Here is a 15,313-nt window from a genome sequence, read left to right on the forward strand (position 1 = left end):
CCCTCACATCCCACCGGAGGCGGCGAGCAGGGTGGCCGAAGCCAGCGTGTCCGCCGCCCTGGACGGCGTCACCGGCACGCTCAGCGCCCGCCCCTCCAGCCGGCCGATCAGGGCGTAGTGCCGCATGGCGGCGTTCAGGTCGCCCCCGGTCGCGGCGGCCACGTCCGCGTTGGCGGCCAGATAGGCCGCCGCGTCGAAGACGGTGCTCCGCTTCTCGGCGCGCCCGCTCGTGATGTAATGCCTCTCCGCCGCCGTCCGGTCGGTGCCGAAGACGGCGGCGAGGTCGGGGTTGGCGGCCAGATAGGCCAATGGATTGAAGCTCACCGCGCGGTTCTCCGCCCGGCCGCTCGTGATGTAATGCGCTGCCGCGCTCGTCGGATCGGTGCCGAAGGCCGAGGACAGGTCGGCGTAGGACGCCACATAGGCCAGCGGATTGAAGGTCACCGTTCGCCCTTCGGCCCGGCCGCTCGCGATGTAGTGCGCCGCCCCCGCCGCCGCGTCGGTGCCGAAGGCCGCCGACAGGTCGGCGTAGGAGGCGATGTAGGCCAGCGGATTGAAGGTCACCGTTCGCCCTTCGGCCCGGCCGCTCGTGATGTAGTGCGCCGCCGCGCCTGCCGGATCGGTGCCGAAGGCCGAGGACAGGTCGAGGTAGGAGGCCGTATAGGCCAGCGGATTGAAGGTCACCGTTCGCCCTTCGGCCCGGCCGCTCGCGATGTAGTGCGCCGCCCCCGCCGCCGCGTCGGTGCCGAAGGTCGCCGACAGGTCGGCGTAGGAGGCGATGTAGGCCAGCGGCACGAAGACCGATGCCGCCACGACGGAGGCGGCGGGCGTGACGGTGGTGGTCGCGACGGAGGCGGTCGCGCCGCCCGCTCCGCCCGGGGCGACGCCCGCCGGCGGCGTCGGGATCCCCGGCACCGTCGGGGCGGCGGTGCCGATCCGCGCCCAGTCCAGGTCATGGATGCCGAGCGACGCCGCCGCGCTCGCGCTCAGCCGGTAGTCACCGGCCGCCGCGTTCACGAACAGCCCGCTGCCCGCGGTGTCACCGCTGTTGAAGACCCGCGTGCCCTGCACGAGGTTGCCGGTGACGCTGTAGGAGCCGGGGGTCCAGAATTCCCAGTAATCCACCCCGGTGGACGAGGCGATCACGTTGCCGGTCACGCTGTTGTCGGCCAGCAGCCCGATGGTGCCGGCGTTGGGGCTCCATTCCAGCCGGATGAAGCGCTCGCGCGGGTTCGACAGCAGGGCGACGTTGTTGGTGACCCGGTTGGAATCGCCGCCATGGACGAAGACGCTGGCCCAGCCGGTGTTCTGAATGAAGTTGTCCTGGACGGTGACCCCGTTGGCCATGTCGTCGAGATAGACGCCGAAGCTCTTGTAGCGTTCGAGCCAGCCCGACGCGTTGCTCGCCAGCCCGCCGACGTTGCGGATGTCGTTGCCCCGGATGACCGTGCGGGTGTCGACGTTGGACCGCCCCAGCATCTCGATGGCGCCGCCGTCGGCGGTCTCCAGCATCGTGTTCCAGATGCGGTTGTACTCGACGACGGTGCCGGTGTTGACGGTGGCGGAGTCCCAGTTCTTGATCGACACGCCGTAGCGCGGGCTGTTGCGGATGTCGTTGCCGGTGATCCGCGTGTCGTTGGACCCGTAGACCGAGACGGCGGCGACGCTCTTCAGCACCTCGCCGATGTCGGTGATGCTGTTGCCGGAGATCAGGTTGGCGTTGCTGCCGTAGCCGACCTTGATCCCGCTGGCGCCCAGATGCTCCAGCCGGTTGGCCTCGATGGTGTTGCGCGGCGAGCCGGTCAGCGTCATCGCGGTGCCGACGTTGACGAAACGGTTGCCGGCGATGCTGTTGTCCGCGGCGTTGGTCAGGGTCAGCGCCGACCCGTCATAGACCGTGTCGGAGAAGGTCAATCCCTGGAGCGTCACCCCGCTGGCCCCGTTCAGCGCCACCAGCGTGCCGAGGCGCGACACCACGGCGCCCTGCGACAGCAGTGTCGCGGCGTCCTGCGGCTTCACCACCAGCCGGCCGTCCTCGGCCCGCCACGCGAACTCCCCGGCGTCGCGCAGGAAGGCGTCGTCGTTGAGAAGACGGAAGGTGCCGCCGGTGCGCAGGGCGTATTGGACGCCCTGGGTGAAGCTGATGGTGCGGCTCCCCGTGTCGATGCCGGCGACGCCGACGATGTTGTCGGCGAGATGCTCGGTGTCGAAGGTCTGGATCACGGTGCCGGCCTGCACCGTGGCGGGGACCGACGCGTCGCCGGCGTTGTAGCGCAGGCTGGTCTTGCTGGCCCCGCCGGACGCCGCCTCCAGGAAGGACCAGCCGGACTTGGCGTCCCCGGCGTTCCAGTCACCGGTCTGCGCCACCTTCTGGCGCACCCCGCCGATGCTCAGATCGAGCCCGGTCGCCGAGGGGACCGGGGCGGCGTAGAGCCCGCCGCCGATGTCGGTGAAGCCGGCGACCGGCTGGCCGCCGCTCAAGACCGGGGTTTCCCCCGGATAGGCCATGATCCGCACGCCGCTGTCGGCCCCGGTCAGGGTGACCGTGCGGTCGAGCGTGTAGGTGCCGCCGCGCAGATAGGTGTCGCGTACCCCCGTCGCCCGCATGGCGCTCTGGGCGCGCTCCAGCGTGGCGAAAGGGCCGTCGGTCCCCTCCGCGTTGGGAGCCGCCAGCCGTCCCGACCACGCGTCGTTGCCATTGGTCGCGACGAAGAATGCCTGAGTGCTGTCTGTCATTGCCGGATGCCTTGCCCGTATCGGGGCAATCACACGGCATAAACCTTAATAACGGATAGCCCCGTTCCTTTCGAGGCACCACTTTCGCCAAGACAGGCTGTGCTCTTTTCATGACAAAGAGTTGTCGGGTCGATTTGTCACTTGTTGCTTCCGAAAAGAAGGCTCATCGCAACTCGACGCTGCGCTCCTCGCGGACCACGACATCCTTCCCGTGCGACAGCGTCACGGTGACCCGGTAGAAGCCGGGAGGCCAAGCCTGGGCCGGCTTGGGAACGGTGGCGCCGACGAACAGCACGGCAAGCGGCCTCGGCACGACGCCGTTGCTGGCGTGCAGCCGGCGGCCGTCCGGTCCGGTCACCTGGAGCGACATGCGGTCGCCCTCCCGGCCGCCGAAGAACTCCGCCCAGACGCCGAGCGCGGGGGTGTCGGCCGGCAAACGTTCGGCGTTGTACGCCCCGTCGCGCGCCTTCTCCGCCTTGGGCGGTTCCGCCGCGAAGCCGGCGCCGAGCAGGCCGCTCGGCCGGTAGGCCAGGGTCTCGCGGGCCTGCGGGCTCCAGAGCCCCTCCACCTCCGGCGCGGTCTTGGCGGCCTTCTCGCGGACGCCATCCTCACCGACGAAGGGATCGACCACCCGCCCCTCGTGGCGGACGGAGAAATCGACATGGGGGAACTCGGTGTTGCCGGACAGGCCGATCTCGCCCAGCGGCGCGCCCGCGTCCACCCGGTCGCCGGGCTTGACCGCGAGGCTGCCGCGCCGCAGGTGGCTGTACTGCGTCTCCCAGCCGTCGCCATGGCCGATGACGACGGCGTTGCCGGCCTCGCGGCCGGGCTTCGCCCCGCCGCTCTGCCGGATGCTGACATCCTCCTCCCCGTCGCGGATCCGGGTGACCACACCGGGAGCGGCGGCGACCACGGCCACGCCGCGCCGCATCGCCCCCAGATCCGGCACCCGGAAATCGGTCCCCTTGTGCCCGTCATAGGTCAGCCGGCCCTCGGCGAAGTCCCGCGCGCCCGGCCCCGGATCGCGGTCGACGTAGTTCTGGACGAAGCACTCCACGCCGATCCGGCAGCGCACCGGCACCTGAAGCGAAGGCGGCTCCGCCTTCGCACCGGCCGGCAGCGCCGCGAAGGGCAGGAACACCGCGCCCCAGCGGAACACAAAGGACAACGCCATCCTCGACCTCGACACGCCGTTTCTCCTTCCAGGGCAACAGGGCGGATCGGAAAAGAGCACCGAAACAGCCCCGCCGCCAGCGGAAGCGCCACGGTGGACGGGGATGGGGCTCACGATTTCTCCGCGCCGCGCCCGCTCGTCGTTCCTTCCTTATCATCCGAAGGCCACACCCGTTTGGCGATACTGCGCCCGATACGAACAGGGTAAGACGAAGGGCGAAGAGCATGGCGAGCACCTACACCGGGGCCGGCGGAACGATCGTCGTCATCGACAGCGGCTGGTCGTCCAGCTGGAACGTCGGGCGGCTGGTCTACCAGTACGACTTCGCCAACGGCGACGCCGACGCGCGCAACCCCAACGCCGACGCCCACGGCGCCCTGGTCACCTCCTCGATCCTGTCCCAGGCCCCCGACGTGGGGATCATTTCGCTGAAGGTGATGCCGGACGGTTCCAACACCGCCGAGGGCGCCACCATCGAGCAGGCCCTGCAATGGGTCGCAGCCAACGCCTCGGCCTACAACATTGTCGGCGTCAACCTGTCCCTGGCCGGCGGATCCGCCCCGGCGGAGACCACCACCATCCTGTCCGACGAGTTGGCCAGCCTCGCGGCGCAGCGCGTTCTGGTCTCGGCCGCTGCCGGCAATGCCGGGCAGAACGGCACGGCGACCGACGTGTCCTATTACGCGGCCGACCACAACGTGATCTGCGTCTCGGCCTCGACCGGGGACGGCGCCCTGCCGGGCTGGTCCCAGCGCAACGCCACGATGACCGACCTCTGCGCCGACGGCACCGGCATCGCGCTGACCGACCTGACGGGGCGGACCCTGACGGTCAACGGCTCCTCCTTCTCGACCCCGGCGGTGACCGCGGCCGTGGCGCTCGCCCAGCAGGCGGCGATCCAGCTGCGCGGCAGCGCCCTGACCCAGGACGAGTTCCTGTCGCTGGCCCACCAGACCGGGACCGCCATCGGCACCACCGGCTACACCGACCTTAACACCCCCGCCCTGCTCGCCAAGATCGCCCAGCTCTACACCACGCCGGCAGCCGGGACGACGACGGGAACGGCGACCGAGACGGCAGCGGCGGCCACGCCCGTCACGCCGGTCTCCGCCAACCCCGCCCCGACCACCACCGCCTCGACCATCGTGGTCAACGCCAAGGGCACGATGGCGGGGGGCGTGAACGCCCACTTCACCGTGCTGGTGGATGGCCACGCGGTCGGCGAGGCCACCGTCGGCACGGCGGTGAAGAACTACAGCTTCACGGCGGATCTGGCCGCCGGCACCGGCCACACGGTGCAGATCCAGTACGACAACGACGCCTACATCGGCGGCCAGGACCGCAACCTGACGGTCAACACGGTGACGGTGAACGGCCATGCCTACGCCGCCACCGACAGCGCTGTGACCTACGACAAGGGCGCCTTCGACGGCAGGGATGTGGTCGCCGGCCAGTCGAACCTGTGGTGGAACGGCACGCTCGCCGTCCACGCCGACAAGAGCCTGTTCGGCACCCAGGCCGCCGCCCTCCAGACGGTGGAGCTTCAGGCCGCCGACAGCGTGTGGAGTCACGCCGTCGCCGGCCACGCCGCCGTCGATCCCGCCCCCGGCTGGTCCGGGATCGCCGACATCCATGCCCAATACGCCGCGCATGACGGCCTGTTCTTCGACGCCTCGACCGTCCACCACGATCTGGTGGGCTGAACACCCTTCCTCAGCGCTCGTGCATCGCCTCCTGGGCGCGGCGCGACAGGGGGGAGAGCAGGTAGTCGGCGATGCGGCGGCGGCCGGTCTTGATCTCCGTGGTCACCGTCATGCCCGGCGCCAGCCGGGTGGCGCGGCCGTCCACGTCCAGCGTGTCGCGGTCGAGCGCGATCCGCGCGGCGTAGACCGAGCCGGTCTCAGCCGCCTTGGCCGCCGTCTTGTCGGTGTTCTTCTCGGCCGAGGCCTGCTGCACCGCGTCGCCCGACAGCGAGGCGACCCGGCCGGGGATCAGCCCGTATTTGGTGAAGGAGAAGGTGTCGACCTTGACCTCCGCCACCTGTCCGGGCTCGATGAAACCGATGTCCTTGTTCTGGACAAAGGCCTCGACCTCCAGCCGGCTATCCTCGGGCACCAGCACCAGCAGCGGCTGGGCGGTGGTCACCACGCCGCCGACCGTGTGCACGGCTAGCTGCTGGACGTAGCCGTCGACCGGCGCCGTCAGCCGTTGCAGCGAGACGCGCTGCTCGGCCTTGGCGAGATCCTGTTCCAGCGAGGCGGCCTTGCGTTCGGCCTCCGCCAGCCCGGTGTAGAGGGAGCGGCGGAACTCCGCCTCGGTCTGGTTGCGCTGCTCGGCGTTGGCGGCGAGCGAGGCATCGGATTCGGTCATCCGGATCTTCTGGACCAGCAGCTCCTGCTCCTGCCCGACCAGATCCTGCTGGAGCTGAAGGTACTGGAAACGCGAGGTGGTGCCCTGCGCCGAGAGCGAGCGCAACGCCTCCGCGCGCTCACGGATCAGCGGCAGGGTGACGGTCAGCTTGTTGACGGTCTGCACCACGGTGGCACGGTCGGCCTCGCGACGGGCCTGCTCGCGGTCGATGGCGGCGAGTTTGGCGCGCTGCTCGGCGATCTGGCTGTCGAGAAGCTGGCGCTGCATCTGGGCGAGCGCAGGCGGCAGCCCGGCCGGGGGCACGAAGGCGCGGGCGGCGTCGGCGTTGCCCCGGTCGATCTCCAGCGCGGCACGCAGCCGCGCCGCCTCGGCCCGCGCGGCGGCCAGATCGGAGCGCAGGCGGTCGCGGTCGGCGGTCGCCTCGGTCGCGTCCAGCTCGATCAGCAGATCGCCGGCCTTGACCAGCTGGCCGTCCTCGACGCGGATGGCGCGGACGACGCCGGCCTCCATCGGCTGGATGGTCTTGGTGCGCCCGCTCGGCACCACGCGCCCCTGGGCCACCGCGACCACGTCGATCTCGCCGACCCAGGCCCAGGTCACCGCCGCCGCGAAGGCCAGCATGATGACGGCGCTGAAAGTCCGCGCGGTGGGCGAGGGCGGGCGCTCCATGATCTCCAGCGCCGCCGGCAGGAAGTCGATCTCGTCGCGCCGCCGCGTCGGCAGGCGGCGGACGTTGTTGGTGGGAGCCGGGACAGGAGCGGTGGCGGGCTTGACCGCGGGGCCGGGAGCCGCCTTGGCGGTTGCGGGAAGGGTCGCGCCCTGGGACTTGGTCATGATCGCTCTCCTCAACCCGCCGCCTGGCTGATCAGACCGCCCGGTTGGGCGGCCACCTGTTGCTGCGCCACCGGAGCTGGCGCCACCGGCTGCCCCATCTGGCCGCGGAACAGGATGGCGTAGCGCCCGCCCCGCCGCAGCAGCTCGTCCGGCGCGCCGTCCTCGACGACCCGGCCGCGCTCGACGGTGACGATGCGGTCGGCGATGGCGACCGTGGACAGGCGGTGGGCGATGATCAGCACCGTCCGTCCGGCACAGATGCGGCGCATGTTGGCCTGGATGATGCGTTCGGATTCATGGTCGAGCGCCGACGTGGCCTCGTCGAAGATCAGGATGCGCGGGTTTGTGACGAGCGCGCGGGCGATGGCGACGCGCTGCCGCTGGCCGCCCGACAGGCTGGCCCCGCGCTCGCCCACCACCGTGTCGTAGCCGTCCGGCAGCTCGGCGATGAAGTCGTGGGCGCCGGCCAGCTTCGCCGCCGCGACGACGCGGGCCATGTCCATGGTCGGGTCGGTCAGCGCGATGTTCTCGCGGATGGTGCCGGAGAACAGCACGTTGTCCTGGAGCACCACGCCGATCTGGCGGCGCAGCCACACCGCGTCGGCGGTCGACAGGTCGGTGCCGTCCACCATCACCCGGCCGCGCTCGGGCATGTGGAAGCGTTGCAGCAGCTTGGCCAGCGTGCTCTTGCCCGAGCCGGACGTGCCGACCACGCCGACCACCTGCCCGGCCGGGATATGCAGCGACACGTCGCTCAGCGTCTCCGGCCCGTCGTGGCGGTAGCGGAAGGTCACGTGGTCGAAGGTCAGGTCGCCCTTGATGGCCGGCATGGCACCCTTGCCGGCGCTCTGGAGCGGCTCGGGCGCGGTGTTCAGGATGTCGCCGATGCGCTGCATCGACAGCCGCACCTGCTGGAAATCCTGCCAGAGCTGGGCAATGCGCAGCACCGGCTGGACGACGCGGCCGGCGAACATGTTGAAGGCAACCAGCTCGCCCACCGTCAGGCTGCCTTCGATCACCAGCTTGGCCCCCAGCCACAGCACGGCCATGGTCGACAGCTTGGAGACGAACTGCACGCTCTGGCTGGCGATGTTGTTCAGGTTGCCGGCGCGGAAGCCGGCGGTGACGTAGCCCGACAGCTGGTCTTCCCATTTGCGCTGCATGCGCGGCTCGACCGCCATCGCCTTGACGGTCTCGATGCTCGAGACGGTCTCGACCAGGAAGCTCTGATTCTCGGCGCCGCGCGCGAACTTCTCGTCCAGCCGGCGGCGCAGGATCGGCGTCGCGATCAGGCTGATGGCGACGTAGACCGGGAAGGAGGCCGCGACCACCGCCGTCAGCATCGGGCTGTAGACCATCATCACGCCGAGGAAGACCACCGTGAACAGCAAATCCAGCACCAGCGTGATGGTCGAGCTGGTCATGAAGTTGCGGATCGTCTCCAGCTCGCGCACGCGGGCGACGCTGTCGCCGACGCGCCGGGCGGCGAAATAGCCCATGGGAAGCGACAGCAGCCGCTGGTACAGCTTGGCGCCGAGCTCCACGTCCAGCCGGTTGGCGGTGTGGGCGAAGGTGTAGGTGCGCAGGCCCCCCAGCACCGCCTCGAACAGGATGACGGCCAGCATGCCGACCATCAGCACGTCGAGCGTGCCGATGCTGCGGTGGACCACCACCTTGTCGACGACGACCTGGAAGAACAGCGGCGTCACCAGCGCGAAGAGCTGGATGAAGAAGGAGGCGAGCAGCACCTCGCCCAGGATGCCGCGGTACTTCCAGGCCACCGACCCGATCCAGCGCCCGTCGAAGCGCGCCTGCCCCATGCCCATGGCGCCCTTGCGGCCGAGGCACAGCAGGCGGCCCGACCACAGCGGCTCGAAGGCGGCGCGGTCGATGACGCGGGTCTGCCCGCTCACCGCGTCGTGGACCAGCACGCGGTCGGCGTTGGCCTTGGCCAGCACCAGGAAGCCGCCGTCGGGGCCGGGCACCAGGGCCGGCAGCGGCGTGCGCTCCAGCCGCTCCCACGAGGTCTTGACCACCCGCGCCTTGGCGCCGAGGCGCTGTGCCTGCCGGACCAGCCCGGCCAGATCCGGCGCCTCGCCGCCGCAGGCATGGCGGATGCTCTCGTAATCGGCCGGAACGCCCAGGATGCGCAACGCCGCCACCAGCCCGGCGATGCCCGCGTCGATCTTGGGACCGATCGCGGGATCCGTTCCAGCGTCGCTTCGCCCAGGGTGGGCCGGACCGTTCTGGGTCGGACCATAGGAGGTCGGTTCGTTCGCCGGCCCGTTCTGCGTGTTTTCCATGAGGCTTTCCGGTTCCGAAAACTTTATGGGAGGCGCCGAAAGGCTGCACCGTACCGAAAATGCGCATCCCGTCACCTTGTCACCACCTCGAACGATGGAGTAACACCCAGCGGTCATCCCGGCTTTTCCTGGACCTGGACATACCGATAGGAGTACGCATTCAAGCGCAACGTCGTCGCCGGAAAGGACAGCCCAGAACGTATTTGCAGGGTCTCCGAACCTTGTTTGCCCCGCCAACCGCCGCATGCGTCCGATCTTGTCTCTTCTGCCGAATATCCTTCGCCTTCTGCTGCTGTTGCTGACACCGCTGTGGCTCTCCCTGGCGGCTCAGGGACTGGGCCTGCGCTGGTCGCTGCCCACGGTGCTGTCCGACTGGCTGCATCTGGAAAAGACGGTCGACCCGGCGACGCTGCCGCCGCCGGGCTGGCGCGAGTCCGGCTACCTCGCCGCCAACCCCGATGTCGCCGCCGCCGTGCGCGACGGCCGGATGAGCAGCGGCTACACCCATTACTTGCAAAGCGGCCGAGCCGAGAACCGCCCCGGTGGCTTCCCGACGGCATCCGCCCCGGTGCCGGCGCCTCCTCCCGCGCCAGTTCCAGCACCGCCCCCCGTTTTACCGTCGCCCCGGACGACGGCCAGCGTCGAACCGCCGCCCGCCTCACCCGCCGCCGCGCCGCTTCCCAAGCCACGCCCGGACGCGCAACCGGATCCTGCCCTGCCGCCCCCGCGTCCCGTGCCATCTCCGGTACCGGAGGCGGCGGCCAGCCCGAAGCCGGCAGCCACCGTTCCGGCCGCCCATGTCGCCCGGATCCGGACCGGAAACAGCGACGGCGCGGTGCGGATCATCCTGGATCTCGACCGCGCGCCGCGCTTCGAACCACCGGTGCGCCGGCCGGACGGATCGCTGGCGGTGACGCTCCCGGGCACGGAGTGGCGAGCCACCCCCAGCGGCCGGCTTCCCGCCACGGAGTTCACCTACCGGGTCGAGAGCACCGGCGCGTCCAGCCGCCTGATCGTCAAGGGGCCGAAGCCCCTGGCGCCGAAAGCCATCGCCGCCCTGCCGCCGGACGAGGAGCGGGGGCATCGACTGGTCATCGACGCCGTCGCGGCCACGCCCGTCCAGGGCAAACCCGCCCGGCCATGACGGAAAACGGCGCCGGGAAACCCCGGCGCCGTCGTCACGTCCTGCGCATCGATGAAATCGAACCCTGCCGTCAGGCCGGCAGATCCGGCCGGCGCTGACCATTGAGCCCGCCGTCGGCGGCCACCAGGATGCCGAGGGACGCCGAAGCGGCGCTCTGGTCCTGGTAGGAACCGTCGATCCCCAGCGAGGCCGACCCGGTCATTCCCGCCGCCAGCATCGCCACCGCAACCGGCGCCGCCGTCGAGGTGCTCTGCTGGATGTAGGCCAGTTCCACGGCCCCCGGCTCGGTACCGAAGACGGCGCCGATGCTGGGGTTGGCTGCCAGATAGGCCGCCGGGTCGAAGGCGGTCGTCGAGCGGTTCTCGGCAAAGCCGTGCTGGATGTAGTGCAACTCGGCCGCCGTCGTGTCCGGACCGATGGCCTGCATCAGGTCCGGGTTGCTGGCGATGTAGCGCAGCGCGTCGAAGCTGGCGGTGCGCCCCTCGGTCATGCCGCTCTGGATGTAGTGCTGAGCGGCCGCCGTCGTGTTTACACCGAAGACCTGCACCAGATCGGGGTTCGCCGCCAGATAGCCGTAGGCGTCGAAGCTGACGGCCCGGCCCTCGGTCCGCCCGGTCTCGATGTAATGCTTGGTCGCCGCCGCCGTGTCGGTGCCGAAGGCCGCCGCCAGATCCGGGTAGGAGGCGATGTAGGCAAGCGCGTCGAAGCTGACGGCCCGGCCCTCGGCCCGCCCGGTCTCGATGTAATGCTTGGTCGCCGCCACCGTGTCGGTGCCGAAGGCCGCCGCCAGATCCGGGTAGGAGGCGATGTAGGCAAGCGCGTCGAAAGTGACCGTCCGGCCTTCCGCCGCACCCTGCGCGACAAAGTGCTGGGCCGCCGCCGCCGTATCGGTGCCCAGCGCCGCCGCCAGATCCGAGTAGGAGGCGATGTAGGCAAGGGCGTCGAAGTTCGCCATCACGGCGGAAAGCGGAGTGACCTGCACCGCGACGCTCTGGGCCGCCACGCCGCCCCGGCCGTCGCTCACGCTGTAGGAGAAGGCCCCGGCGCCGCCGGTGACGCCATCCGCCGCCACGAAGCTCAGGCCCGGCAGATCACCGGCCGTCAGCGTCTGGTTGACGGCGACCGCCGAACCGTCGGCCAGACGGACGGTGCCGCCGGCCGGCACGCCGGTGACCGTCACTGACAGCGCGTCCCCGTTGATGTCCGTGGGGGCGGCGATGCCGAGCGACACGGCGGCGGTCTTCTCCCGCATCGTCACCGTCTTGTCGGCCTGGACCGTGGGGGCGTCGTTCACCAGTTCGACCGGCTCCAGCGTCGGCGGGGACACTGGCTGCGTCACCGGCGGCGGCGGGGGCGGCGGGGACACCGGCTCCGATACCGGCGGGGGCGGAGGCGGCGGGGGAGAGACCGGCTCGGTCACCGGCGGAGGAGGGGGAGGAGGGGGAGAGACCGGCTCCGTCACGGGCGGCGGCGGGGGAGGGGGCGGGGGAGGGGGCGGGGACACCACCACCTCGCCCAACGTCACGCCGCCGCCGGTCAGCTGGAATTGCGTCGGGTCGAAGGTCCCGGCCAGGGTGACGGTCAGGTCGGCACCGGCCACTGCGTCGCGGCCGAAATGCAGGACCGTGTTGCCGCCGACCGTCTCGGCCTGGACGCCGCCGGCCAGCAGGTCGGCGCCGTCGCCCAGACCCAGCGTGCCGTCCAGCGTCAGCCCGTCGATCACCAGCCGGTCGCCGATGGCGGCGTCGGTGATGGTGACGCTGCCGGTGGTGCCGGCGGCGATGTGGAAGACGTCCGCCCCGGCGCCGCCGGTCACGGTGGTGGCGCCCGTGCCGCCCACGGTGATGGTGTCGTCGCCGGCCGAGCCGGTCACCGCGACTTGGCCGAAGCCGGCCAGCCCGGCGCCGCTCACGTCGATGGTCGCACCGGTGCCGGCGGCGCCGACCACCAGGCTGTTCCCGGCCCCCGCGCCCGTCACCGACAAGCCGGCGAGTTGAGCGGAGGACAAGGTCAGGGTGGAGGCCGCGTCGGTCAGGGCGATGGTCTCGATGCCCGACACCGCCACGGCGGACAGATTGGCGCTACCGCCGATGCGCAGCACGTCGGTGCCGGCGCCGCCCGTGATGGTCGCGAAGCCCTGGGCCTGCGCGCCGGTCAGGGTCACGTCGTGGCCCCGGGCCCCGGTCAGCTCCAGCGCCTCCACGCTGGTCAGCGTCATGCCGGTGATGTCGATGGCTGGCGAGGCGGCGATGGTGGACTGGTAGATGTCGGCTGCGATGTCGTCGTAGGTGAGGTCGTCGCTGCTGATCTCCAGCGTGTCGGTGCCGGTGCCGCCGTCGAAGCTGACCGTCCCGGCGTCGTTCTGGTTGACGACGAGGTAACGGTCGTTGCCGGCGCCACCCTCGATCACGTCGGCCTGGGCCTCCGAATAGCCGCCCGAAACGTTCTGGCCGGCCATGAACAGATCGTTGCCGGCGCCGCCGCGCATCGTGTCCACGCCCCAGCCGCCGATCAGCGTGTCGTTGCCGGCTCCGCCCACCAGCAGGTCGGCCCCGCCGAGGCCCCAGAGGCGGGCGCCGCTGTCGTCGGCGGTCAGCGTGTCGCCGTCGTTGGTGCCGGCCACCACGCCGCCGGTGCCGCCGGGCACGGTCTCGCCAGGGACGGTTTCCTCGCCGACGGGCGGCGGGGGAGGGGGAGGCGGCGGGGAGACGACCGGGCCGGTCGGGGTGACGCCGAAGCCGATGCCGCCCTCGCCGAGCAGGATGTCGGTGGCGGTCAGGGTGCCGGCGATGGTGATGCTGAGGTCGGCGCCGGCCGTGGCGTCGGTGCCGATGTGCAGGACCGTGTTGCCGTCGACCGTCTCCATAGCGACCGCGCCGGCCGCGAGCGCGGCTCCGGTGCCTTCGCTGACCGTTCCGGTCAGGGTCACGCCGCTGATGGTGAGGGTGTCGCCGGTCTTGACCCCAGTAATCCGCTCGAAGCCGGCGGCCTGCGCGGCGGTCATGACGATGTGGTGGGGGTTGGCGCCGACCAGATCCAGGTTCTCGACGCTGGTCAGCGTCATGCCGGTGATGTCGACCGTGGCCGACGCCGGGGTGACCTTGCCCTCGTAGTTGGTGAGGGCGACCGAGCTGACGCGCAGCGTGTCGGTGCCGGTGCCGCCGTCGTAGGCGACCGTCCCGGCCTCGAGTTGGTTGGCGATCAGGTAGACGTCGTTGCCGGCGCCGCCGTTGATGATGTCGGACTGCGTCTCGGCATAGCCGCCGGACTCCACCTCGCCGGCCTCGAAGGTGTCGTCGCCGTCGCCGCCGTTCATCGTGTCGCGGCCCCAGTCGCCGAAGATGCGGTCGTTGCCCGCCCCACCCTCGATCAGGTCGTCGCCGTTGCCGCCGCCGATGGTGTCGTTGCCGGCCTCGCCGTGCAGCACGTCGTTGTCGGCGCGGCCGTAGATCAGGTCGTCACCGGCACCGCCGAACACGGTGTCGTCGCCGTTGCCGGCCTCCAGCGTGTCGTTGTGGGCGCTGCCGTGCTCGACGTCGTTGCCGTCATGGCCCCAGAACCAGACCGGGCCGTCGCCGGCGGTCATGCTGTCGTCGTGGTTGGTGCCGATCCAGCGCTGGATGTCCTCGAAGGTGTCGCCGGCGGCCTCGCCGGTGTTGTTCGACGGATTGCCCAGGTCGAGGGTGATGCCGGTCGTCGCGTCCTCGTAGGTGACGGCGGTGAAGCCGTTGCCGCCGACGTAATGGTCGGCGCCGAGGCCGCCGTTCAGCGTGTCGCCCGCCAGACCGTCGTTGCCGCCGCCCACCAGCGTATCATTCCCGGCGCCGCCGATCAGGCTGTCGTTGCCCGTGCCGCCGACGATCGAGTCGTTGCCCGCGCCGCCGTTGATGACGTTGCCGGTGTTGTCGCCGACCAGCGTGTCGTCGCCGTCTGTGGGGGTGCCGGTGTAGGCCAGCACATGCACCCAGCCTTCGGTGGTGGCGAAGGGGGCCTTGGCGGCGACCGGCGCGGTCATGACGTCGAGATCCCAGGAGCCGCCCAGATCGGCGTGGCCGACGGCCCGCGAGGAGGCGGCGACCCGCGCGCCAGTCGCCTGGGCGAGCGCCTCGACGAAGCGGCCGCCATCGGCGCCGGTGTCGCAGGCATGGATCAGGATCGCGGTGTCGGGGGCTTGCGGCCAGACGCGGCCGGCGAGAGACGCCGTGTCGAGAGCCTGCGCGCCGATGCGGACCGCGCCCGGTTCGCCATGCGCCAGAAGATGAATGACCGCCGGGCGCTGGGCGAGCGCCTGGGACAGGGCGTCGTGGGCATCGCCCGCCGCCGCGACCGGAACGACATGGACATCCGGCCCGCATTGGTCGAGCAACAGGGCGAGATCGTCGAGGCCAGCATCCGCAATCAGTACGTCGCGCACAGGTCTTCCTCCTTGGGATGGCGGCCGACCGGACTGCGGGCAAGCAAGGGCCCGTTCCGGTCTGGTATTTCCGCCGGTCGCTGCTGACGAGTGTGTGTGAAAGGCGTTCGTTGACCCTAATGTGGCCAAAAAAATGACCTTAACAATTCATTAAAGCGGGCTAGCCATGGCAAGAAGGGGGGAGATGATTTTCAACATGTTCGGGGTATAATTTCTTGTTCCCGCCGTGACTGGCCGATTCGGGATGGCTCTGAGGTGATTATTCGAAAGGATGATTTGCATGCGGAACAGGCCGAAAAATCCCGCGAAAAAGGGGTGGCTCTCACTATTTGGCGAGC

Annotated in this window: 7 protein-coding genes; 2 read left to right on the top strand and 5 right to left on the bottom strand. The window is 70.5% G+C overall.

The window, feature by feature from the left end; translation table 11 throughout:
- Positions 1–3: 3 nt before the first annotated feature.
- The gene (locus J2847_RS31070) at positions 4–2,736 is read right to left on the bottom strand and encodes a right-handed parallel beta-helix repeat-containing protein (protein WP_209782597.1); all 2,733 of its coding nucleotides are present in this window, start codon (positions 2,734–2,736) and stop codon (positions 4–6) included.
- Positions 2,737–2,899: 163 nt separating this feature from the next.
- Positions 2,900–3,910 carry a M23 family metallopeptidase gene (locus tag J2847_RS31075; RefSeq protein WP_209782598.1) on the bottom strand — a complete coding sequence of 337 codons (1,011 nt, stop codon included), beginning with the start codon at positions 3,908–3,910 and terminating at the stop codon, positions 2,900–2,902.
- Between the two features lie 224 nt (positions 3,911–4,134).
- Between J2847_RS31075 and J2847_RS34395 the strand changes: the two genes are divergently transcribed.
- Positions 4,135–5,613 carry a carbohydrate-binding domain-containing protein gene (locus J2847_RS34395; protein WP_233474901.1) on the top strand — a complete coding sequence of 493 codons (1,479 nt, stop codon included), beginning with the start codon at positions 4,135–4,137 and terminating at the stop codon, positions 5,611–5,613.
- 10 nt (positions 5,614–5,623) lie between these two features.
- Here the strand turns inward: J2847_RS34395 and J2847_RS31085 are convergent, their stop codons facing one another.
- Positions 5,624–7,114 carry an HlyD family type I secretion periplasmic adaptor subunit gene (locus J2847_RS31085; RefSeq protein ID WP_209782599.1) on the bottom strand — a complete coding sequence of 497 codons (1,491 nt, stop codon included), beginning with the start codon at positions 7,112–7,114 and terminating at the stop codon, positions 5,624–5,626.
- A gap of 11 nt (positions 7,115–7,125) precedes the next feature.
- The gene (locus J2847_RS31090) at positions 7,126–9,417 is read right to left on the bottom strand and encodes a type I secretion system permease/ATPase (RefSeq protein WP_209782600.1); all 2,292 of its coding nucleotides are present in this window, start codon (positions 9,415–9,417) and stop codon (positions 7,126–7,128) included.
- A 256-nt stretch (positions 9,418–9,673) separates the two neighbouring features.
- On the opposite strand from J2847_RS31090, the gene J2847_RS34720 reads away from it, so the two are divergent.
- A complete protein-coding gene (locus tag J2847_RS34720) occupies positions 9,674–10,561 on the top strand; it encodes a hypothetical protein (RefSeq protein WP_209782601.1) in 888 nt (295 codons plus the stop codon).
- 70 nt (positions 10,562–10,631) lie between these two features.
- On the opposite strand, the gene J2847_RS31100 is transcribed toward J2847_RS34720, so the two are convergent.
- A complete protein-coding gene (locus tag J2847_RS31100; RefSeq protein WP_209782602.1) occupies positions 10,632–14,975 on the bottom strand; it encodes a DUF4347 domain-containing protein in 4,344 nt (1,447 codons plus the stop codon).
- Positions 14,976–15,313: the final 338 nt, after the last annotated feature.

Origin of the sequence: Azospirillum agricola, from assembly GCF_017876095.1 — a bacterium.
Taxonomy (GTDB): domain Bacteria; phylum Pseudomonadota; class Alphaproteobacteria; order Azospirillales; family Azospirillaceae; genus Azospirillum; species Azospirillum agricola.

What these genes read in the sequence shown, in the direction of transcription:
- J2847_RS31085 (WP_209782599.1), bottom strand. Translation starts at nt 7,114, where the DNA reads ATGACCAAGTCCCAGGGCGCGACCCTTCCCGCAACCGCCAAGGCGGCT.
- J2847_RS31075 (WP_209782598.1), bottom strand. Translation starts at nt 3,910, where the DNA reads ATGGCGTTGTCCTTTGTGTTCCGCTGGGGCGCGGTGTTCCTGCCCTTC.
- J2847_RS34395 (WP_233474901.1), top strand. Translation starts at nt 4,135, where the DNA reads ATGGCGAGCACCTACACCGGGGCCGGCGGAACGATCGTCGTCATCGAC.
- J2847_RS31070 (WP_209782597.1), bottom strand. Translation starts at nt 2,736, where the DNA reads ATGACAGACAGCACTCAGGCATTCTTCGTCGCGACCAATGGCAACGAC.
- J2847_RS31090 (WP_209782600.1), bottom strand. Translation starts at nt 9,417, where the DNA reads ATGGAAAACACGCAGAACGGGCCGGCGAACGAACCGACCTCCTATGGT.